At 61.0% G+C, this 20,091-nt stretch carries 19 protein-coding genes; 11 read left to right on the forward strand and 8 right to left on the reverse strand.

Features of this window, described 5'->3' with window-relative positions; translation table 11 throughout:
• The first annotated feature begins 83 nt into the window (after positions 1 to 83).
• Positions 84 to 980, forward strand: coding sequence for a helix-turn-helix domain-containing protein (locus F7R06_RS26150; protein WP_090324844.1), 897 nt, complete (start codon positions 84 to 86; stop codon positions 978 to 980).
• 9 nt (positions 981 to 989) lie between these two features.
• Here the strand turns inward: F7R06_RS26150 and F7R06_RS30815 are convergent, their stop codons facing one another.
• Positions 990 to 1,166, reverse strand: a complete 177-nt coding sequence (locus F7R06_RS30815) for a hypothetical protein (protein WP_162837843.1) — start codon at positions 1,164 to 1,166, stop codon at positions 990 to 992.
• Positions 1,167 to 1,254: 88 nt separating this feature from the next.
• On the reverse strand, positions 1,255 to 2,160 hold the full coding sequence (locus F7R06_RS26155; protein WP_212613252.1) for a LysR family transcriptional regulator: 906 nt from the start codon (positions 2,158 to 2,160) through the stop codon (positions 1,255 to 1,257).
• A gap of 139 nt (positions 2,161 to 2,299) precedes the next feature.
• On the opposite strand from F7R06_RS26155, the gene F7R06_RS26160 reads away from it, so the two are divergent.
• A complete protein-coding gene (locus F7R06_RS26160; protein WP_090324840.1) occupies positions 2,300 to 3,184 on the forward strand; it encodes an MBL fold metallo-hydrolase in 885 nt (294 codons plus the stop codon).
• A 70-nt stretch (positions 3,185 to 3,254) separates the two neighbouring features.
• Positions 3,255 to 3,869, forward strand: a complete 615-nt coding sequence (locus F7R06_RS26165; protein ID WP_090324839.1) for an NAD(P)-dependent oxidoreductase — start codon at positions 3,255 to 3,257, stop codon at positions 3,867 to 3,869.
• Between the two features lie 93 nt (positions 3,870 to 3,962).
• Here F7R06_RS26165 and F7R06_RS26170 read toward each other — a convergent pair whose 3' ends face one another.
• Positions 3,963 to 4,844, reverse strand: coding sequence for a LysR substrate-binding domain-containing protein (locus F7R06_RS26170; RefSeq protein ID WP_090324837.1), 882 nt, complete (start codon positions 4,842 to 4,844; stop codon positions 3,963 to 3,965).
• 159 nt (positions 4,845 to 5,003) lie between these two features.
• Here F7R06_RS26170 and F7R06_RS26175 point away from each other — a divergent pair, with 159 nt between their 5' ends.
• The 6 genes from F7R06_RS26175 to F7R06_RS26200 all read left to right on the forward strand — a co-directional run bounded on the left by F7R06_RS26175 (position 5,004) and on the right by F7R06_RS26200 (position 12,451).
• The gene (locus F7R06_RS26175; protein ID WP_090324835.1) at positions 5,004 to 6,641 is read left to right on the forward strand and encodes a 5-guanidino-2-oxopentanoate decarboxylase; all 1,638 of its coding nucleotides are present in this window, start codon (positions 5,004 to 5,006) and stop codon (positions 6,639 to 6,641) included.
• Between the two features lie 8 nt (positions 6,642 to 6,649).
• Positions 6,650 to 8,098, forward strand: coding sequence for an aldehyde dehydrogenase family protein (locus tag F7R06_RS26180; RefSeq protein ID WP_090327522.1), 1,449 nt, complete (start codon positions 6,650 to 6,652; stop codon positions 8,096 to 8,098).
• A 217-nt stretch (positions 8,099 to 8,315) separates the two neighbouring features.
• Positions 8,316 to 9,419 (forward strand): ABC transporter substrate-binding protein, encoded by a 1,104-nt coding sequence (locus F7R06_RS26185; RefSeq protein WP_090324834.1) that lies wholly within the window; start codon positions 8,316 to 8,318, stop codon positions 9,417 to 9,419.
• Positions 9,420 to 9,625: 206 nt separating this feature from the next.
• Complete coding sequence (locus F7R06_RS26190; RefSeq protein ID WP_090324832.1) at positions 9,626 to 10,534, forward strand: ABC transporter permease; 909 nt, start codon at positions 9,626 to 9,628, stop codon at positions 10,532 to 10,534.
• On the forward strand, positions 10,531 to 11,379 hold the full coding sequence (locus F7R06_RS26195) for an ABC transporter permease (RefSeq protein WP_090324830.1): 849 nt from the start codon (positions 10,531 to 10,533) through the stop codon (positions 11,377 to 11,379). The genes F7R06_RS26190 and F7R06_RS26195 overlap by 4 nt, the downstream gene beginning before the upstream one ends.
• Before the next feature lie 16 nt (positions 11,380 to 11,395).
• Complete coding sequence (locus tag F7R06_RS26200) at positions 11,396 to 12,451, forward strand: ABC transporter ATP-binding protein (RefSeq protein WP_090324828.1); 1,056 nt, start codon at positions 11,396 to 11,398, stop codon at positions 12,449 to 12,451.
• Positions 12,452 to 12,530: 79 nt separating this feature from the next.
• On the opposite strand, the gene F7R06_RS26205 is transcribed toward F7R06_RS26200, so the two are convergent.
• On the reverse strand, positions 12,531 to 13,460 hold the full coding sequence (locus F7R06_RS26205; protein ID WP_090324827.1) for an AraC family transcriptional regulator: 930 nt from the start codon (positions 13,458 to 13,460) through the stop codon (positions 12,531 to 12,533).
• 337 nt (positions 13,461 to 13,797) lie between these two features.
• Between F7R06_RS26205 and F7R06_RS26210 the strand changes: the two genes are divergently transcribed.
• Together F7R06_RS26210 and F7R06_RS26215 are read left to right on the forward strand one after the other, a co-directional pair.
• Complete coding sequence (locus tag F7R06_RS26210) at positions 13,798 to 14,151, forward strand: putative quinol monooxygenase (protein ID WP_090324825.1); 354 nt, start codon at positions 13,798 to 13,800, stop codon at positions 14,149 to 14,151.
• 41 nt (positions 14,152 to 14,192) lie between these two features.
• Positions 14,193 to 14,423, forward strand: a complete 231-nt coding sequence (locus F7R06_RS26215; RefSeq protein WP_090324824.1) for a hypothetical protein — start codon at positions 14,193 to 14,195, stop codon at positions 14,421 to 14,423.
• Here F7R06_RS26215 and F7R06_RS26220 read toward each other — a convergent pair whose 3' ends face one another.
• The 4 genes from F7R06_RS26220 to F7R06_RS26235 all read right to left on the reverse strand — a co-directional run bounded on the left by F7R06_RS26220 (position 14,424) and on the right by F7R06_RS26235 (position 19,890).
• Positions 14,424 to 15,053, reverse strand: a complete 630-nt coding sequence (locus tag F7R06_RS26220) for a flavin reductase family protein (protein ID WP_090324822.1) — start codon at positions 15,051 to 15,053, stop codon at positions 14,424 to 14,426. It lies immediately after the preceding gene.
• Between the two features lie 227 nt (positions 15,054 to 15,280).
• Complete coding sequence (locus F7R06_RS26225; RefSeq protein WP_090324821.1) at positions 15,281 to 16,600, reverse strand: MFS transporter; 1,320 nt, start codon at positions 16,598 to 16,600, stop codon at positions 15,281 to 15,283.
• 195 nt (positions 16,601 to 16,795) lie between these two features.
• A complete protein-coding gene (locus F7R06_RS26230) occupies positions 16,796 to 18,130 on the reverse strand; it encodes a sigma-54-dependent transcriptional regulator (protein ID WP_090324819.1) in 1,335 nt (444 codons plus the stop codon).
• Complete coding sequence (locus F7R06_RS26235; RefSeq protein WP_090324818.1) at positions 18,124 to 19,890, reverse strand: ATP-binding protein; 1,767 nt, start codon at positions 19,888 to 19,890, stop codon at positions 18,124 to 18,126. Before F7R06_RS26235 ends, F7R06_RS26230 begins: the two co-directional genes overlap by 7 nt.
• Positions 19,891 to 20,091: the final 201 nt, after the last annotated feature.

A 20,091-nucleotide genomic window follows, 5' to 3' on the forward strand; every position in this document is an offset into this window, starting at 1 on the left:
GTGAAAACTGAGCCGATACCTGTACATTCTGCCAATCGGTGCGATTATCGCCCGTCATCTATTCCGAGGCCTGGATTGAAGTGATGAACAAGCCTGACCTGCCTTCGATTCCAGTGTTCAAGCTCTACGGTGAAAGCCTGGATTGGCCAACCCCCGACTTGCTGCACTGTGAAACCATTTCCAAACGCAGCCGCGAACATCAATGGGAAATCAAACCCCATCGCCACGCCGATTTATGCCAGTTGCTCTTCGTGTTCAAAGGTCAGGCAGAGCTTGAAATCGAAGGCAAACGTACGCAGCTGAGCGAACCGGCAATCCTGGTCCTGCCGCCGTTATCGGTGCATGGCTATCGTTTTTCCGAAGATGTCGAAGGCTTTGTCGTGACCCTGGCGGCGCCGCTGATCGCGCACCTGCAGGCGCAACTGGGGCAGTCGGTAAATGCACTGGCCCAGGCCGAGAGCTACCCGGCGGGCGAGAACAGCGAGTACCTCAACAGCCTGTTTTCGGCCTTGCAAGCCGAATACACAGGGCACCAGCCGGCGCGGGAAATGCTGATGCATTCGCTGGTCAGCGTGATCATGGTATGGATCAGCCGCCAGGTGATTCAGCGTCGTAACGCCACGCAGCGACCACAACGCGCCCGGGAATATCTCAACGGGTTCATTCAACTGGTGGAAGAAACCTATCGCCAACACGTCAAGGTCGAGGATCTGGCCCATCGACTGGGGATTTCCGTGTCCCACCTCAATGGCACCTGTCGCGAACTGGCCGGCCAGCCGGCGTTGCAGATCATGCACGAACGCCAGTTGCTGGAGGCCAAGCGCTTGCTGACCTACACCAGCATGACCATTTATGAAATGTCCGACGTGTTGGGGTTTTCAGATCCGACCAACTTCACGCGCCTGTTCCGACGCCGGGTGGGGATCTCGCCCAAGGCTTTCCGCGACCGCTTGAAGGCCGATCAGGGCAACGAGGCCTGACCTCTTCGTTTACCGCAGGGCGTTGAGGGTCGCGTTGTGTGGAATGCAGCGCTCGAAGTTGCAGCTGGCGTATTCACGGGGCAGGTTGCGTAACTGCTCGACCCGCCAGGCCGCAGCGCCATAGAGCCCGAGCGTGACCGCGCAGGTGATGAAGATGGCGAGGTACCTTCTGGTTTTGATGTTCATGGCGCTGACCTCTGAACGAATACCTTTCGGTATTACTTTGAGCATAGGTCAGCGCTACTGAGTTGCCAGCTCGTACAGGGAACGGAGCTTACAGGCCGACATCCCACACCGGTTCTTCGGGGAATCTCACCACCAGAAAATCCAGCAGGCTGCGCAATGCCGCCGGCATGTGTTTGCGCGAGGCGTACACCGCGTACACGCTCATCTGTCGCGGCTCGGCCCCTGGCAGCAAGCGAACCAACTCGCCGCTATGGATGTGCACGCCAGCCTGATAGGTCGGCAGCATCGCCACCCCGGCGCCGGCCATCGCCGCGCGCATGAGAGTGCTGGCTTCATTGGCGCTGATGTTGCCCTGGACGGGCACCGAGACCTCTTCGCCGTCCTGTTCGAAATGCCACAGGCTTTTGCCGAAGTAGGAATGGGTCAGGCAATTGTGCTGGCTCAGGTCCTCGACCCGTTGCGGTGCGGGGTGCTCGCGCAGGTAGGCGGGGGAGGCGCAGATCACCGAGCGGCAGACGGTCAGTCGGCGGGCGATCAGGTTGGGGTCCAGGTCATTGCTGGTGCGAATCGCCAGATCGATGCGCTCATCGACCAGGTTCACGGTGCGATCGAGCATCTGCATGTCGATGCTCACGCCGGGGTAGCGCTTGACGTATGCCGCCATGGCGTCGGCCAGCTGCGCCTGACCGAATGAAGTACTGACGCTGACCCGCAGCAGGCCGCGCGGAGCTTCGTCCGGTTCGCTGACGGCGGCTTGCATGTCGCTGGATAATTCGAGCATTTGCCGGCATCGGGGCAGGATTTCACTGCCGGCGGTTGTCAGGCTCAACTTGCGTGTGGTGCGGTGCATCAAGCGCGCGCCGACCCAGTCTTCCAGCTCCGCCAGATACCGCGAAACTACCGGCCGGGATAGCTCCAGATGATCGGCGGCGGCCGACTGGCTACCGAGGTCGACCACCGTGACGAACACCCGCATTGCTTGTAGACGATCCATGATTTGCCCGCTTTCAGAAACAAACTATGTTCCAGCATCGCATTTTTTGTACTGAACCGTGCAACTAAGCTGCGTTCCCTGTAGGAGCAAGCTCGCTCCTGCAAGGGACCACGACAGCCATTGGATTACGGAGCAACAGATGATTGGTTTCACCACTCTCAAACGCGTTTTACTGGCCGGCGCCGCCTTGGGTTTTGCCACTCACGCTGCTGCATCGACGTTGACACTGGATGTTTACAACCCTGGCGATAAGGCTATTTTTCCGGTGTCGTCGGTGCTGGTCAGCGGGGAGAAAGAGGCCATTCTGGTGGATGCCCAATTCGGCAAGTCCCAGGCCGAACAGGTGGTGGAAAAAATCCGCGCCAGCGGCAAGCAACTGACCATCATCTACATCAGTCACGGCGACCCGGATTATTACTTCGGTCTCGACACCCTGACCGCTGCCTTCCCCAAAGCCAAAGTGCTCGCTTCCCGGCCGACCGTTGAGCACATCAAGCACACCGTCGACCGCAAACTGGCATTCTGGGGCCCGAAAATGGGGGCGGATGTTCCGGCCAAAACCATCGTTCCGCAGGTGCTAAAAGGCGACAGCCTGATGCTCGAAGGGCAGAAACTGCAGGTAGTCGGTCTTGAGGGCCGGCAACCGGATCGCAGCTTCGTGTGGATTCCATCGATCAAGGCCGTGGTCGGTGGTGTGGTGGTGGCAGAAAACATCCATGTGTGGATGGCCGATACCCAAACCCCGCAGTCCCACGCCGATTGGTTGGCTACGCTGCAGTCGATCGAAACCCTGAAGCCGAAAACCATCATCCCGGGTCATTACCTCGGTGACAGCGCCCGTTCCCTGGCGGCTGTGCAATTCACGGCCGATTACATCAAGGCCTTCGACGAAGAAACCGCCAAGGCCAAGGATTCTGCCGCGCTGATCGCCGCGATGAAAAAGCGCTTCCCGACCCTGGGTGACGAAAGCTCCCTGGAGTTGAGCGCCAAGGTGGCCAAGGGCGAGATGAAGTGGGGTGAATGAGTTTTTGTGATGACTGCTACATAAACATTTTTTGTCGCTACAGATACACCTCAACCAACTGGAGAACGTCATGAGCAAAATCGCAATCATCGGGGCCACCGGTCGTGCCGGTAGCCAGCTGTTGGAAGAAGCCCTGCGTCGTGGTCACAGCGTCACCGCCATCGCCCGCGATACTTCGAAGATCGGCCCGCGTGCCGGTGTGGTCAGCCAGAATGTCGACGCCCTCGACAGCGCGGCGTTGCAAGCCGCAGTCGCCGGTCATGACGTGGTGATCAGCGCCGCGCATTTCTCCACGCTGCCTGCCAGTGCCGTCATCGGGCCGGTGAAGAAGGCCGGGGTCAATCGCCTGCTGGTGGTGGGCGGTGCCGGGTCTTTGTTGTTGCCGGATGGCACCCGGGTGATCGACAGCAAAGGCTTCCCGGCAGAGTACAAGGCAGAGGCCGGGGCGGGTGCCGAGTTCCTGGAGAGTCTGCGTCAGGAACAGGATCTGGACTGGACCTTTCTGTCGCCGTCTGCAGAGTTTGTCGAAGGCAAACGCACGGGCAAATTCCGGATCGGCAAGGATGATTTGCTGGTGAGCAGCGAAGGGCGTAGCTGGATCACGTTTGCCGACTATGCGATCGCCATGCTCGATGAAGTGGACGCGCCGAAGCACATTCGCCAGCGGTTTACCGTCGGGTATTGACGGTGTAGCGCAAAGTACTCGCCGGCAAGCCAGCTCCTGCAAGGGCAGCGCAATACCTGTAGGAGCCGGCTTGCCGGCGAAGCTTTTCCGGTTTCAGCGACTCTGCGCCTGTTCCACCAACCACCCCATCAACTCGCGTAATTTCGCCGAAGGTCCTGGTTTTTCGGGGAAAACCAGGTAATACGCCAAGCCGGTTTTTACGATCAGATCGAAGGGCATGACCAGCCGCCCGGCATTCAGGTCATCGCCAATCAGCGACCAGTCACCGATCGCCACACCGGTTCCCTGCGATGCCATCGACATCGCCAGATCCAGGGTTTCGAAATGCTGACCCTTGCTCACATTGCTCAAGCGAACATCCGCCGTGGCCAGCCAGGTCTTCCAGTCCCGTTCATCCCGGGTCGGGTGCAGCAACATGTGCTGTTCCAGATCCTCCGGCCTTTGCAGCGGCACGGGGCCTTCGAGCAATGGCTTGGAACACACCGGTGTCAGCCGTTCCTCGAACAGGCGTTGCGACACCAGCGAAGCGTCCGGGGGCGCGCCATACATCACGGCCGCGTCGAATTGTTCGCGATGAAAATCCACACCGTGCTTGACCGTGGTGGTCAGTTCAACCGGCACGTCCGGGCGTTCTTTCTGCCACTGCAACAGGCGTGGCAACAGCCAGCGCATGACGCAGGTCGGGGCCTTGAGTTGCAGGGTTTCGCGCTTTTCGCCGATCTGCTCCACCGCTTCATCGATCAAGCCGAAAATCTGCCGGACCCGTGGCAGCCATTCCCGTCCTTCGGCGGTGAGGTCGAGGCCGCGGGCCTGGCGGATGAACAGTTCATAGCCCAGGTGATCTTCCAGCCCGGCAATCTGCCGGCTCACTGCGCCCTGAGTGATGTGCAGTTGCTCGGCGGCCCGGGTGAAGTTGCAGCACTGCGCGGTAATCAGAAATGTGTACAGCGCCGGCAGGGGAGGCAGTCGTTTCATTCGGATCCAAGGTATGACGTGAGGACATGGCTAGTATGACTTTTTATCCATTGTTGCGGCTACGTGTCGCCCGTTCCAATGAGGCCATCCCTGGACCTGCGAATCCATCATAAACACTGCGCAGGCCCGGCGTCTCAATCGAACAAGAAGGGCAATGACATGGCGACGTGTGGCGAAGTATTGGTCAAGTTACTCGAAGGTTACGGGGTGGAGCAGGTGTTCGGCATCCCCGGGGTTCATACCGTGGAGCTGTATCGCGGGCTGGCCCGTTCGAGCATCAACCATGTCACGCCGCGTCACGAACAGGGCGCCGGTTTCATGGCCGACGGCTATGCCCGTACCAGCGGCAAACCAGGCGTGTGCTTCATCATCACCGGCCCGGGCATGACCAACATCACCACCGCGATGGGCCAGGCCTACGCCGATTCGATCCCGATGCTGGTGATCTCCAGCGTGCAATCGCGCAACCAGTTGGGCGGCGGTCGCGGCAAGCTGCATGAGCTGCCGAACCAGGGCGCCCTGTGCGCCGGTGTCGCGGCGTTCTCCCACACCCTGATGTCGGCGTCGGAATTGCCGGGTGTTCTGGCCCGAGCGTTTGCGCTGTTCCAGGCCGGTCGTCCGCGCCCGGTGCACATCGAAATTCCGCTGGATGTACTGGTGGAAGAAGCCGACGACCTGCTCGACAGCGTCCCGGTGAACATCGACCGTGCCGGTGCTTCGCCGAGCGCTGTGTCGCGCATGGCCGAGATGCTGGCCGGCGCCAAGCGTCCGCTGATTCTCGCCGGTGGCGGTGCCATCGATGCCGCCGCCGAGCTGACTGAACTGGCTGAGCTGCTGGAGGCGCCTGTCGCGTTGACCATCAATGCCAAAGGCATGCTGGAGTCTGGCCATCCGCTGCTGATCGGTTCGACCCAGAGCCTGGTCGCCACCCGTGCGCTGGTCGCCGAGGCAGACGTGGTGCTGGCCATCGGTACTGAATTGGCCGAGACCGACTACGACGTCACCTTTGCCGGTGGTTTCGAGATTCCTGGCAAGCTGCTGCGCGTGGACATCGACCCGGATCAAACCGTTCGCAACTACCCGCCGCACCTGGCGCTGGTGTCTGACTCGCGCAACGCGACGCAAGCCTTGTTGAGCGCACTGTCGCAAGAGTCGTTGGCCCAGCGCCAGGGCGATTGGGGTCAGGTCCGTGCCGCGCGTTTGCGTGAAGATCTGGCGGCCACCTGGGATGCGCCGACCCTGGCCCAGACCTGTTTCCTGGAAACCGTGCTGCAGCAATTGCCAGACGCGGTGTTCGTCGGCGATTCGACCCAACCGGTGTACACCGGCAACCTGACGTTCAACCCGGAGCGCCCGCGTCGCTGGTTCAACTCGTCCACCGGTTACGGCACCCTCGGTTACGCCTTGCCGGCCGCGATTGGCGCCTGGTTGGGTGGCAGCACCGAAGCTGGCGCCCGCCCGCCGGTGGTGTGCCTGATCGGCGACGGTGGCCTGCAATTCACCCTGCCGGAACTGGCCAGTGCCGTTGAAGCGCGCACGCCGGTGATCGTGCTGCTGTGGAATAACCAGGGCTACGAAGAGATCAAGAAATACATGGTCAACCGCGCCATCGAGCCGGTCGGCGTGGACATCTATACACCGGACTTCATCGCTGTGGCCAAGGGCCTGGGCTGCGCCGCCGAAGCGGTCAGCGACGTCGAGCAACTGCGTGGTGCATTGCGCGTGGCCTCGGATCGTCAAGGCCCGACCCTGATTGAAATCGATCAGACTGCCTGGACCAAGGCGGTGTCGAAATGAGCGTTGCCTTGACCTTACCAACCACTCTGGACGGCCTGTTCATCGACGGCCAATGGTCGGCTGGCAACGAACACCTGCGTGTGATCAACCCGTCGACCGAAGCCTTGTTGACCACGGTCAATGGCGGTGATGAACGGGCTGTCGAGCAAGCAGTCGGCGCGGCGACCAAAGCGTTCGCCGACTGGTCGAAAACCACCGGTGCCGAGCGTGGTGCGATTCTGCGCAAAATCGCCGCTGGCGTGCAGGCCGGTCGTGACCGCCTGATGCATTTGCAGTCGACCAACAATGGCAAGCCACAGTTTGAAGCGGCCATCGACGTCGACGACGTGATCGCCACATTCGAGTACTACGCCGGTCTGGCCGAAGGCCTCGACGCGAAACAGGACAGCGCCGTTGAATTGCCGAGCGAAGATTTCAGCGCTCGCCTGCGCCGCGAACCTTGCGGTGTGGTTGGCCTGATCGTGCCGTGGAACTTCCCGATGGTCACCACGGCCTGGAAACTCGCCCCGGCCCTGGCTGCCGGTTGCTGCGTGGTGCTCAAGCCTTCGGAAGTGACGCCGCTGCCAGAACTGGAGCTGGCCCGCATCATTGCTCAGGCCGGTTTGCCCGATGGCGTGTTCAACCTGGTATGCGGCACGGGTCTGGCGGTCGGCGCACCGTTGTCGGCGGACCCGCGCATTGCCAAGGTGTCGTTCACCGGCAGTAACGCGGTAGGCGTGCAGGTCATGCAGCGCGCGGCGGAAACCGTCAAAGGCGTGAGCCTGGAACTGGGCGGAAAATCCTCATTGCTGGTGCTGGCCGATGCCGATATCGATTTGGCGGTGGAAGTCGCCTGTGGCGGCGGTTTCTTCAACGCCGGACAAATGTGTTCGGCCACCAGCCGCGTGCTGGTCGCCGATGAACTGGCCGATGAATTCCTGATTCGTCTGAAGGCCCGCGCCGAAGCGATTCGCGTGGCAGACCCGTTCGACCCGAACGTGGAGATGGGCGCGCTGGTCAACCAGGCGCAATACCAGCGTGTGCTCGGCCACATCGACCGCGGTCTGAGTGCCGGTGCCAAGCTGATTTGCGGCGGTAATCGTCCGGCGGAACTGCCGCGCGGATATTTTTTGCAGCCGACAATCTTCACTGAAGTGCCCCTCGACAGTGCGTTGTGGTGTGAAGAGATTTTCGGCCCGGTGATCTGCGTACGCAGCTTTGCCAGCGAAGCCGAAGCGATTGCCCTGGCCAACGACAGCCAGTTCGGTCTGGTCGCCAGCGTGGTCACGCGTGATGCACAGGCAGCGGATCGTGTCGCCAACGCCTTGCAGGCGGGGCTTGTGTGGATTAACGCACCACAGGTGATCTTCCCGCAGACCGCCTGGGGTGGCTACAAACAGAGCAGCATCGGCCGCGAATTGGGCCCGTGGGGCTTGCAGGCTTTCCAGGAAATCAAGCACGTGATTCGGGCCGTCTGAAGGCACGAAAAAGGTGAGTGCATGCCTCCAAACGAGGCATGCGCTGGCGTCATGGCTTCGATGAGTTTTTATCGATAGTCAGGTGTTTTACACGACCTCAGGATGAACCCGTCGGCTCAGCTCAAGCCCTGTAAACAAGGGGGTTGAAGCTGGTCTGGCCGCGCGGATGCAACGGTTGCGACCAACCTAATACTTAAAAAAACAAAGGGAGTCCGTAATGGGCAAGCACGATCTGAACAGACGTCAATTCATCAAAACCGTGGGCGTAGCCTCGGTTGCAGCGGCAGCCATGAGCCTGCCTTTCGTCAGGGCCAATGCCAGTGACACGCGCTTTCAGGGCAAGACCCTGCGTCTGCTGACCTGGTCCGATGACACCGGTCTCGCCGCACTGCGCAACATCGCCGCGACTTTCGAAGACAAGTACGGTGTCAAGGTCATTGCCGACCGCACCGGCAGTACCTCGGAGATGGTTGCCAAACTCAAGGCCGGCGGTGATCGTCCGCAGTACGACATCATCACCCTGGCAGGCGTTGGTGCCGAAGGTCTGGCCGCCGCCAACCTGCTGGAAAAACCCGACCTTAACCGCATTCCCAACATCGTCGACGTACCGGAAAAATACCGCACCGGCGCCAATGGCCACGGTATCGGCTACCTGCTCTGGTGCAACAGCCTGGTCTACAGCACTCGCACGCAGAAGGAAGCTCCGGACAGCTACGCCGCCCTGTGGGACCCGGAGCTGGCACCGAACATCTTCCTGCCGCCGCCGAACTGGACCGAGGCCATGGACCTGATCATCATCGCCGCCAAACTGGCCGGTGGTGACGAACACAACATCGAGCCTGGCTTCAAGAAGCTCGCCGAGCTCAAGGACCGCGTGGTGACCCTGGGTGAAAACCCGAACCAGATCGCCGAACTGTTCCGCACCGGTTCGCTGGACATGGGGGGCCTGTATGCGCCGGCGTTTTTCCCGAAACAGATCCGCGATCCGAACTACGGCCTGAGTGCAACCTTCGGCATGAAAGAAGGTTTCTACACCGACCTGATGCAATCGGTGATGCCAAAAAACCGTCCGGGCGACACCGACCTGGCCTATGCCTTCATCAACCACTCTCTGGACCCGCTGGTACAGGGCAAGATGGCCGAAGACATCTACAACGGCCCGGTCAACGCCAAGGCGATCATCTCCGCCGAAGCGCGCAAGAGCCCGTACATCCTCACGCCAGAGCAGATTGCCGAGAAGGCGATCATGCACGACAACGCCTTCCTGGCCACCGTGCATGACCAATGGATTCGTCGTTACACGGAAATCTTTTCTTCCTGATTTCTGAGGTTCAAAGAGCTTTTGTGGCGAGGGAGCTTGCTCCCGCTCGGCTGCGCAGCAGCCGCAATACCAGGCACCGCGATCTATCCGGATCAACACGGTGATTGATTGGGGCCGCTTCGCGACCCAGCGGGAGCAAGCTCCCTCGCCACAGGTTTTTTACCCAATCTCAGTCTTGCTGCTTTCCATTGACGAGACCCTTTGCTATGGAACACCAACCTCTGACCCATCCGGTGAGTGCCGCCCCCGTGCGCGCCGATCGGGGTGTTTCGCCGACGACGCGCGCCTGGCTTTTTCTTTCGCCGTCGATGCTGTTCATGGGCGTGCTGATTGCCGCCAGCCTGCTGGTCCTGCGCATGAGCGTGGGCACCAAGGGCGCGGAATGGACCGGGTTCAGCCTGGCCAGCTACGCACAATTGCTGGAACCCTACTACCTCAAATCCCTGCTCCTGACCCTGCGTCTGGCGCTGATCAGCGCGGTGATCGCGGTCGTGCTGGCGATCCCTGTGGCCTACACCATGTCGCGCCTGACCTCGCCGTTCGTGCGCCGGATTTTCCTCGCGGCGGTGCTGCTGCCATTGCTGGTCAACCTGCTGCTGCAAAGCTACGGCTGGCTGGTGATTCTCGGCCCGGGCGGGATGCTCAACCAGACGCTGATGGGCCTGGGCCTGATCAAGCGTCCGATCATGCTGCTGTACAACCAGAACGGCGTGTTGATGGGCCTGGTGCAAACCGCCTTCCCGCTGGCCGTGCTGCCGATCGCCAGCGCCATGCGCGGCGTGGCCCGCAGTTACGAAGAGGCCGCCGCCACCCTCGGCGCCAGTCGTTTTCAAGTGTTCCGCCAGGTGGTGCTGCCGATGAGCCTGCCGGGAATCATCACCGGTGCGACTCTGGTATTCGCTTACAACGCCAGCAGCTTCGTGGTGCCGCTGCTGCTCGGTGGCCGTCGCGTGCCGATGCTGGCGGTGATGGTGCATGACCAGATCGCGCCGCTGATGAACTGGCCCGCCGCGTCCGCTGCCGGTGTGGTGCTGATCGTTACCACGCTGGCGATCATGACGTTGTCCGAATACATCACTGGCCGTCGTCGGCGCATGCTGGAGGCTTCGCAATGAGTTCCCTGATCAAAAAGCGCCAGTCGCTGTTGCCGGGAGAGACCGGCAAGTTCGCGGGCATACTGTCCGGCTTCATCCTGTTGCTGGCGGTGTTGCCGATCCTGACCATGATCGTCATGTCCTTCAGTGGCTCGTCAAACCTCGACTTCCCGCCGAGCAGCTACAGCCTGCAATGGTACAAGGCCGCCTGGCACACCTTCGTTTCGCCGGACTCCAGCGACGTGCTGAGCCTGGGCAAAGCCATGACCACCAGCCTGATGGTGTCGTGCCTGACCATGGTCTTCGCGACGCTGATCGCAGTGCCGGCGGCGTACGCGCTGACCCGTTGCGAGTTCCGCGGCAAAGCCGTGGCGATGCAGTTGATGTCGCTGCCGCTGGTCTTCCCGATGGTGGTGTTGGGCCTGGCGTTGCTGCTGGTGTTCGACAGCCTGCCGTTCCAGATGACCATCTCGCGCCTGGTGATTGCCCACGTGATCCTGGCGTTGCCGTTCGTGGTGAAGAACTGCACGGCCGCCATGCTGTCCATCGGCAGCGAAGTCGAGGAGGCGGCGCAAATGCTTGGCGCTTCACCGCTGCGGGCGATCGTCGATGTGGTGGTGCCGTTGATGAAATCGGGGATTCTGGCGGGCATGCTGCTGGCGTTCATCGTTTCGTTCAACGAATTCACCGTGACCTACTTCCTCTACACCATCGACGTCATGACCGTGCCGATCTGGATGTACAGCCGCACCGTGTCCTCGCTCGACCCAACCGTATTTTCGTTTGCCGTGCTGATCGTGCTGATCGACTTCGTCCTGATCTGGGCGCTGGAGAAGCTGGTTGGTGAAGGTGGCGTTTCGTTCTGATTTCTTGAGGTGATTTATGTCTGGCTTGATTCTGGAAAACGTCGAGAAACGCTACGGCTCGGCCTGCGCGGTAAAAGATGTAAACCTGCATTTGCCCGAGGGCAAACTGGTGTGTTTCCTGGGCCCTTCGGGTTGCGGCAAAACCACGTTGCTGCGGATGATCGCCGGCCTGGAAACCCTGTCCGGCGGTGAGATTCGTCTGGACGGTGAAGACATCGGCCAAACCCCGGCGCACTTGCGCAATTTCGGCATGGTGTTCCAGTCCCTGGCACTGTTCCCGCACATGACGGTCGGGGAGAACATCGCTTATCCACTGAAACTGCGCGGGGTCAGCAAGGCTGATCAGCAGGCGCGAGTGGTGGAGTTGCTGGAGTTGATCCAGTTGCAGCAGATGATTGATCGTCCGGTGGCGAAACTGTCCGGCGGGCAGCGCCAGCGCGTGGCGATTGCCCGGGCGATTGCCAATCACCCGAAAATCCTATTGCTCGACGAACCGCTGTCGGCGCTGGATGCCAAGCTGCGCGAGTCGATGCAGGTGGAAATCCGTCAACTGCAACAACGCCTGAACATCACCACCATCATGGTGACTCACGACCAGCGCGAAGCCATGACCATGGCGGATATCGTGGTGGTCCTGGGTGAGCATCGGGTGCAGCAGGTCGGCACGCCGATCGAAATCTACCGGCACCCGGCCAACGAATTCGTCGCGGATTTCATCGGCTCGGGCAACATCTTCCCGGCCACGGCGCTGGGTGATGGGAAGGTCAGTCTTCCGGGCGGCGATGCGCTGCAAGTGCCGATCTGCAGCAGCATTGTGGTCGGTGAGAAAGTGAAGATGCTGATTCGCCCGGAAGACCTGCAACTGTCGGAGCCTCAGGCGACGGCGGGCAATCGTCTGTTGGGCAAGGTGACTTTTGTACGGGATATCGGCGCGACCATCGAAACCACGGTCGAGTGTTCCGGGGTGACGTTCACCGCGCTGAGCACTCCGTGTCAGGGCTTTGGCTTGAGCGTTGGGCATCCGGTGTCGGTGACTTTGCCGGCGGAGGCTTGCAGGGTGTTGGGCGCCTGATCCGGATTGGATGTTGGCCTGTCTGGCCTCTTCGCGAGCAGGCTCGCGATGGGGCCGGTACTGACGGCAAAAATCCTGATTAAACGCTCAACCGCAACCGCGCCAGATCCCGCAACGGCGGTGCGCCGAACAAACGGCTGTACTCGCGACTGAACTGCGAAGGGCTTTCATACCCGACGCGGTAACCTGCGGCCGAAGCTTCCAGCCCTTCGGCCAGCATCAAGCGTCGCGCTTCCTGCAATCGCAGTTGCTTCTGATACTGCAACGGGCTCATCGCCGTCATCGCCTTGAAACGATGATGCAGCGTCGACACGCTCAGATTCACTTCCTTCGCCAGATCATCGATGCGCAGCGGCTGTTCATAATTGCTGTTGAGCCATTTGATCGCCTGGCTGATGCGGTGGCTCTGACTGTTGGCGATGGCAATTTCGTATAGCCGGTGGCCCTGTTTGCTGCGCAGCAACCGATAGAGAATTTCCCGGCGAATCAGTGGCGCGAGCATGGCGATGTCTTTCGGTGTGTCGAGCAACCGTGCCAGGCGCAGCACCGCATCGAGCATGGCGCTGTCGAGCCGTTCGACATACAGACCGCGCCCGGTCGGCCGTGTGGGCACGCCAAGCGGACCTGCATCGGCGATCAACGCGGTGATTTCCGTCGGGTCGATGTCCAGCCGCACGGCCAGTATCGGTTCTGCGGCCGAGACGTTCACCACCCGGCCGCTCAGAGGCATCGAGACAGAGACCACCAGGTAGTTGAGCGGATCGTAATTGAAGTACTCGTCGGCCAGCCGAACTTCCTTGCGCCCCTGGGCCATGATGCACAGCGCCGGTTGCGCCAGCACCGGGGCGAAGTCGTGGTTTTGGCTATGACGCGACATGAACAGCGAATCGACAGCGGTGGCATAACTGCCATCTTCGGCGGTGTTGCGACGAATGATCGCCGCCAGTTCCGCGCGCTGTTTCTCCATGTCGGCGTCCAGCGGGGCTTGAAAGTGATCGAGCGACGACATGCGAGGCATCCTCGGCAAGGTTGGGTTTGACGGGCAGAGCATAAGTTTGTGCAAGTGACAGCGGTAGACACATCCTGCCTGATGCTTGCCTGATTCTGCATGGGTGTTGCTTTTTGCCCCGACAAGACCTGACAGGCGCGGGGAAACTTGCTTGAAACTCGTAGGGCAGAACCGTGACAGGGTTTTGCCGATTGTTACAGAGAATCCCTGCACGCTCGCAGGATTGTGCAACGCCCCGGCAGAAATCGACTAACGAGCCACGCGCGCCAACCCTTAACCTTTGATCCTGTCGCAGCCCGTCCCCTGGCTGCCACGCGACTCCCCGGGAGGGTTGAACATGTCAAAGCAGATCCCCGTCAGTCATATGGCCTTCGTTCGAGCGCGCGCCGGGCGTTCGCAGGAGCTGGGTATGCGCCTGAGCGCATTGATCGAGCCGTCTCGCGCCGCGCCAGGCTGCCTGAACTTTGCCTTGCAGCATTCGCAATGCGATCCGCAGCTGTGGCTGGTGTCCGGTTTCTGGAGCAATCAACAGGCCATGACCGCGTACTTCAACACGCCGGCGATGGAGATTTTTGCGGAGCTGGTGCAGGAACTGGTGGTCGACCGCCTGGATTTCCATACCTTCAAGGATGTGTCGGCGGAACAGGCCCTCGGTCAGTCCGGCGCAGCAGTACACAAACTGGCCGGTTGAGGGTTTAATGACGACATTCTCAACCCGCCAGGATTCGTGACATGGCAAGAAAAGCCTTTGAACACTTCGAAGCTGTTTCCGCAGTAGTACCGGGTGAGGGCGGCTACCACGCCGCAATCGCCGTCAAAGCGCTGGGAGGGGCCGGCGCCCCGCGTTTTCACAAAGTGCTCGAAGGCCAGACCTTCAAGACCGCCCACGAGGCCGACGAAGCGGCCGCCAGGGAGCTGACTCGCCTCAAGGACGTCAAGGAAAACACCGACCTGCTCTGGTGATCACTTCACTGCCCCCGGGCGGTACATCTTGAACAGCGCCTCAGGCCCCAGCTGGAAATAATCCGCCGGCCCGCCGCCGCGCAGAATCGGTTCTGCCGCGGCGGTGTCGTAGACCCCGTCCTTCAACAGCCATTTGGCGATATGCACGGCGACCACTTCGCCCAGAATCAGCCAGCTCGGCACGACATTCCCATCCGCTCGCTGCAGCTGAATGATCTGCGTGACCTTGCACTCGAAGGACACCGGGCTTTCGGCGACTCGCGGCACCTGAATGACTTTCGACGCGACGGGCGTCAGCCCCGACAGCTCGAACTCGTCGACCTCTGGCCCGACCATGGCGCAGCTTTGGTTCATCTGTTCGGCCAATGGCCGGGTGGCCAGGTTCCAGGCGAATTCGCCGGTCTGTTCGATGTTGTTCAGGCTGTCTTTGCGTCCGATGCTGGAAAAACCAATGATCGGTGGAACGTAGTTGAAGGCCGTGAAGAAGCTGTAGGGCGCCAGGTTCAGGTGGCCGTCGGCATCCTGTGAAGAAATCCAGCCGATAGGGCGCGGGCCGATGATCGCATTGAACGGATCATGGGGCAGGCCATGGCCCTTGGCGGGTTCGTAATAGTGGATGTCGTCTGGCATGGGGCAAACCTGGGTTTTTCGAGAGAGGGTCATATTGCTGGCGACGATTGCTAATTTCCAGTCAATCGCGAGAGATGGGGTCTAGGGCCCTGTGGGAGATTCTATGTTTGGGGGGAACACCCAAGCATGGAACTTGGCTTGTATTCGCTTTGGTTTTTCACGCAATGCCCAACAAAAAAGGGGCAGACCCCCGACGGTCTGCCCCTTTTGATTGTGATGCGGCTGGACTAGTCCGTGACGATTCGCGAATGCTTGCGGGTGTCTTTCATGGTGATGTACACCAGCAGCGACACGGCAATACAGGCGGTGACGTACCAGTAGTAACCGGTTTCCATGCCAATGCTCTTGAACCACAACGCGATGTATTCAGCGGTGCCGCCGAAGATCGACACGGTCAGTGCGTAGGGCAGACCAACACCCAGTGCGCGGATTTCGGTCGGGAACAGTTCGGCTTTGACCACCGCATTGATCGAGGTGTAGCCGCTGACAATGATCAGCGCCGCCATGATCAGGAAGAACGCGCCCCACCACGTGGTGATGGTGTGCAGGGTGGTGAGGATCGGTACGGTGAACAGCGTGCCCAGGATGCCGAAGGCAATCAGGATCGGCCGACGACCGATTTTATCCGACAGGCCGCCGATGACCGGTTGCAGGCACATGAACAGGAACAGCGTGGCGGCGGAAATGGTTGTGGAGTCGGAAATGCTCATGCCGACGGTGTTCACCAGGTATTTCTGCATGTACGTGGTGTAGGTGTAGAACGCCAGGGTGCCGCCCATGGTCAGGCCGACCACGGTCATCAGTTCCTTCGGATGACGCAGCAAGGTGCGCATCGCGCTTTCCTTGGCTTTTTCCTTCTTGGTGAACGACTCGGTTTCTTCCATGCCGCGACGCAGGTACAGCGCGACGACGGCACACAGTGCGCCGATGGCGAACGGAATGCGCCAGCCCCAGGCGTACAGCTCCTCGGTGGTCAGCAGTTGTTGCAATACGATCAACACGGCCAGGGCGATGAGCTGGCCGGAGATCAGGGTCACGTACTGGAAGCTGGAGTAGAAGCCACGACGTTCCTTGGTTGCCATCTCGCTGAGGTAAGTGGCGGAGGTGCCGTATTCGCCACCGACCGACAGGCCCTGCAGCAAACGGGCGAACACCAGCAGGATCGGCGCGCCGATACCGATGATTTCATAGCCCGGGCTCAGGGCGATCAGCAGCGAGCCAAAACACATCAGGTACACCGAGGCCATCAGGGCTTTTTTGCGCCCGACCTTGTCGGCATACAGGCCCATCAGCCAGCCACCGATCGGGCGCATCAGGAAGCCCACGGCGAAGATTGCAGCGGTGTTCAGCAGTTGTGCAGTGGTGTCGCCTTTCGGGAAAAAGGTCTTGGCAAAGTACAGGGAGAAAGCGGCGTAGACGTACCAGTCATACCACTCGACCATGTTGCCGACGGAGCCGCTGAAGATCGATTTGATGCGGCTGGAGGTGGTGCGTTCTCTTGTCGGCGCGGCGGCCGACCCACGGGGCAGGGTATTGGAGTTATCCATTGAAGGATCCTTCGTCTAATTATTTTTGTGGAGCGCGCGTTAACGCAGCCTGCGGGGGCTATAGCAGGAGGTGTGCCAAGGGGGGAGAGGGCCGGTTTAGAGGGGTTTGAACGGTTTTATGAGCGAAAATCCGCTCATGAAAAATTGGGCGTGAGCGAAAAATTGCTCATGGGGCCATCAAAGGCGCTGGAGCATTCAGTTTTCTTGCAGGAACATCTCTCGGCTCAAGCCATGGCGCTGCATCTTTTCGTTGAACGTGCGGCGTGGCAGTTGCAGCTCTTCAAGCACGGCCTTGACGTCACCCTTGTGCCGCGTCAGCGCTGCGCGCAGGCACTGCGCCTCAAAGGCTTCCTGCTGCGCCGCCAATGATTGTCCGGGGTCGATGCCTGCCGGAACAGGCTCGCCAAGCCCCAGTACCTGACGCTCGGCGACATTCGCCAGTTCGCGTACATTGCCCGGCCAGTCGTGGCTCAACAGGTGGCTCAACTGCGGCCCGCTCAGCGGCGGCAGGGTACGCCCCAGACGCTCGGCGGCGTGGCGGGCGAACGATTCGTACAACAACGGAATGTCTTCGCGACGGTCGCGCAGCGGTGGCAGGCGCAGTTCGGCGACGTTCAGGCGATAAGCCAGATCCTCACGGAAACGTCCGGCCCGTGCTTCTTCGAGCAGGTCCGGCTTGGTCGCGGCAATGATCCGCAAGTCCACGCGGATACTCTGGTTCGAGCCCAGGCGTTCCAGTTTCTGCTCCTGCAACACCCGCAGCAGCTTCACCTGCTGTGCCAGGGGCATGCTTTCGATCTCATCGAGAAACAGTGTGCCGCCATCGGCGTATTCGAGTTTGCCGATGCGTTTGCCCTGGGCGCCGGTAAACGCACCGCTTTCGTGGCCGAACAGTTCGGCTTCAAACAGCTGCTCGGGGATGGCCGCGCAATTCAATGCCACAAAAGGTTTGTCCGCACGCGGGCCGAAGTCGTGCAGGCAACGGGCGACCAGCTCCTTGCCGCTGCCGGTTTCGCCGCGGATCAGTACGTTGACTGGCAGTGACGCCAGTTCCAGTACCTGTCGGCGCAAGGTTTGCAAGCCACGGGACACGCCCAACAGCGTGGCATCGAGTTTGGCGCGGTTGTCCGCCTGTTCGTGCAGGGCGCGGTTTTCCAGGACCAGCCGGCGCTTGTCCAGTGCCCGGCGCAAACTGCCAAGCAGGGCTTCGGGGCTGAAGGGTTTTTCCAGAAAGTCGTAGGCGCCGTCGCGCATCGCATCGACGGCCATGGGCACGTCGCCGTGGCCGGTCAGGAGGATCACCGGCAGCTCGGCATCGCGCTGCTGCACTTCGGCCAACAGTTCCAGGCCGCTCATGCCGGGCATGCGTACATCGCTGAGAATCACCCCGGCAAAATGTTTCGGCAACTTCGCCAGGCACTCGTCAGCCCGGCTGAACAACTGCACGTCGAAACCCGACAGGCTCAGCCATTGTTCGACGGCGCTGCGAATGCTGCTTTCGTCGTCGACCACCATCACGGAATTCAGCATGAGCCATGGGCCTCCAGGTCGATGGGCAGGGTCAGGGAGAACACCGCGCCTTTGTCGCGATTACCGGCAGTCAGGCGCCCGCCCGATTCGTGAACGATTGCAAAGGAAACCGCCAGCCCGATGCCCAGTCCGTCGCCGACCGGCTTGGTGGTGAAGAACGGGTCGAACACTTTGGCCAGGTTCTCTTCAGCGATACCGCCACCGTTGTCGATGACGCTCAGGCGCCACAATTGTTCATCGGCTTCGAGACGGATTTCCAGGCGCTTGCAGGGTTTATCCTGCATCGCGTCCAGTGCGTTGCGCAGCAGGTTGATCAGCACCTGTTCCAGGCGAATCGCATCACCCCGTACCCAGGCCGGGCGGGTCAGGTGCAGCACGGTGCTGACCTGTTCATCGCGCAATCGGGTATCGAGCAGCTCCAGGGACTGATCCACCACCGCCGCCAGATCGAGGCGTTCGCGCAAGCCGCTGGGGCTTTTGCGGGCGAAGGTTTTCAGGTGGCCGGTGAGGGCGGCCATGCGGGTCAGCATCTCGTCCACGGGTTTGAGTGCCTTGTAGGCGTCGTCGACGCGGCCGTGGTCGAGCAGCAACCTCAGCGTGGCAAGCTGCATGCGCTGGGCAGTCAAAGGCTGATTGATCTCATGGGCAAGGGCGGCGGACATCTGCCCGAGGGCGGCGAGTTTGGCCGATTGCACCAGGCCTTCCTGGGCGGTGCGCAGGTCGCGGGTGCGTTCTTCTACCAGCTGTTCAAGCTCTTCGCGGCTGCGCTGACGCATTTTCGCCAGACGCCAGCGCTGATTGAGGAACAGCAGCAGAAATACCAGGGTCAGCCACAGGCCGGCAGCGGCGAGGGCGGCGTTGCGACTGTCTTCGAACGCCACCTGCGGGCGACGCAGCAGGTGCAGGGTCCAGCCTTCGGCAGTCAGCGGCAGGGACTCCCACAGGTAATCTGCCTTGCCGTCCGGGCCATCGACCCGCGCCAGCTCGCTGTTTTCGTCGAAGCGGCGCAGCGATTGATAATCAAGCGGTGTCAGTGGCTGCTTGTCGTATTGGCGGGTGGCCTTGAGTTCGGCGTGATCGCTGTCGTTCAGCGGCTTCAATTGGCGATAACGCCAGCCCGGCTGGTTGGCGATAAAAATGATCCCGCGCGCATCGCTGACCAATAGCGTGTCGCTGCCCTGACGCCACTCCCGTTCCAGCTCGGGAAACTCCAGTTTGACCACCATGGCCCCGAGAAACTGCCCGTCGTCATCGGTGACGGCGCTGGACAGGAAGTAACCCGGTATACCACTGGTCACGCCCACGGCGTAAAAGCGCCCAGTGCCCTGGGTGCGGGTCTGACTGAAGTAAGGGCGGAAGCCGTAGTTGTGCCCGACGTAGCTGCTGGGCAGGCGCCAGTTACTCGCCGCCACGGCCAGGCCGTTGCGATCGAGCAGTTCCAGGGTCGAGGACTCGGCGGCGCCGTTGATTTTTTCCAGCTTGCGGTTCAGCACGTCCTGTTGCTCAGGGCTTACCGGGCCATTGAGTGCTTCGCGTAATTGCGGGTCCAGCGCCAGCACCGAGGGCAGGGCACGGTAACGTTCGATCAGGGTATGCAGTGACGTGGCGTACAGCGCCAATTGTTGATTGGCCCGGGCGGCGTCTTCGACCATGGATTGGCGCAGGGTGTGACGCGTGGCCAGGGTGGCGGCGATGACCGCACCGGCGATGATCACCAAGGTGTAGATCGTCAGACGCAAGGGGCGGGATAACTCGAACATGCTGGGTATTACACACAGGTACAGAGGGGGCGCACCATAACATGAGCCGCTTGACCCTTGTAGGAGCGAGCCTGCTCGCGATGGTCGTCAACGATAACGCGGGGCACCAGACCGTCCGCGTCGTCCATGTGTCCTTCGCGAGCAGGCTCGCTCCTACAGGGGCACGCGTCTGGCAATAAAAAAGGCGACAGGGGTAGCCCT

The sequence above is a fragment of the Pseudomonas moorei genome (genome assembly GCF_008801475.1).
Lineage (GTDB): Bacteria > Pseudomonadota > Gammaproteobacteria > Pseudomonadales > Pseudomonadaceae > Aquipseudomonas > Aquipseudomonas moorei.

What these genes read in the sequence shown, in the direction of transcription:
- F7R06_RS30815 (WP_162837843.1), bottom strand. Translation starts at nt 1,166, where the DNA reads ATGAACATCAAAACCAGAAGGTACCTCGCCATCTTCATCACCTGCGCG.
- F7R06_RS26190 (WP_090324832.1), top strand. Translation starts at nt 9,626, where the DNA reads ATGGAACACCAACCTCTGACCCATCCGGTGAGTGCCGCCCCCGTGCGC.
- F7R06_RS26150 (WP_090324844.1), top strand. Translation starts at nt 84, where the DNA reads ATGAACAAGCCTGACCTGCCTTCGATTCCAGTGTTCAAGCTCTACGGT.
- F7R06_RS26175 (WP_090324835.1), top strand. Translation starts at nt 5,004, where the DNA reads ATGGCGACGTGTGGCGAAGTATTGGTCAAGTTACTCGAAGGTTACGGG.
- F7R06_RS26165 (WP_090324839.1), top strand. Translation starts at nt 3,255, where the DNA reads ATGAGCAAAATCGCAATCATCGGGGCCACCGGTCGTGCCGGTAGCCAG.
- F7R06_RS26215 (WP_090324824.1), top strand. Translation starts at nt 14,193, where the DNA reads ATGGCAAGAAAAGCCTTTGAACACTTCGAAGCTGTTTCCGCAGTAGTA.
- F7R06_RS26225 (WP_090324821.1), bottom strand. Translation starts at nt 16,600, where the DNA reads ATGGATAACTCCAATACCCTGCCCCGTGGGTCGGCCGCCGCGCCGACA.
- F7R06_RS26185 (WP_090324834.1), top strand. Translation starts at nt 8,316, where the DNA reads ATGGGCAAGCACGATCTGAACAGACGTCAATTCATCAAAACCGTGGGC.
- F7R06_RS26170 (WP_090324837.1), bottom strand. Translation starts at nt 4,844, where the DNA reads ATGAAACGACTGCCTCCCCTGCCGGCGCTGTACACATTTCTGATTACC.
- F7R06_RS26200 (WP_090324828.1), top strand. Translation starts at nt 11,396, where the DNA reads ATGTCTGGCTTGATTCTGGAAAACGTCGAGAAACGCTACGGCTCGGCC.
- F7R06_RS26205 (WP_090324827.1), bottom strand. Translation starts at nt 13,460, where the DNA reads ATGTCGTCGCTCGATCACTTTCAAGCCCCGCTGGACGCCGACATGGAG.
- F7R06_RS26195 (WP_090324830.1), top strand. Translation starts at nt 10,531, where the DNA reads ATGAGTTCCCTGATCAAAAAGCGCCAGTCGCTGTTGCCGGGAGAGACC.
- F7R06_RS26160 (WP_090324840.1), top strand. Translation starts at nt 2,300, where the DNA reads ATGATTGGTTTCACCACTCTCAAACGCGTTTTACTGGCCGGCGCCGCC.
- F7R06_RS26235 (WP_090324818.1), bottom strand. Translation starts at nt 19,890, where the DNA reads ATGTTCGAGTTATCCCGCCCCTTGCGTCTGACGATCTACACCTTGGTG.
- F7R06_RS26155 (WP_212613252.1), bottom strand. Translation starts at nt 2,160, where the DNA reads ATGGATCGTCTACAAGCAATGCGGGTGTTCGTCACGGTGGTCGACCTC.
- F7R06_RS26210 (WP_090324825.1), top strand. Translation starts at nt 13,798, where the DNA reads ATGTCAAAGCAGATCCCCGTCAGTCATATGGCCTTCGTTCGAGCGCGC.
- F7R06_RS26230 (WP_090324819.1), bottom strand. Translation starts at nt 18,130, where the DNA reads ATGCTGAATTCCGTGATGGTGGTCGACGACGAAAGCAGCATTCGCAGC.
- F7R06_RS26220 (WP_090324822.1), bottom strand. Translation starts at nt 15,053, where the DNA reads ATGCCAGACGACATCCACTATTACGAACCCGCCAAGGGCCATGGCCTG.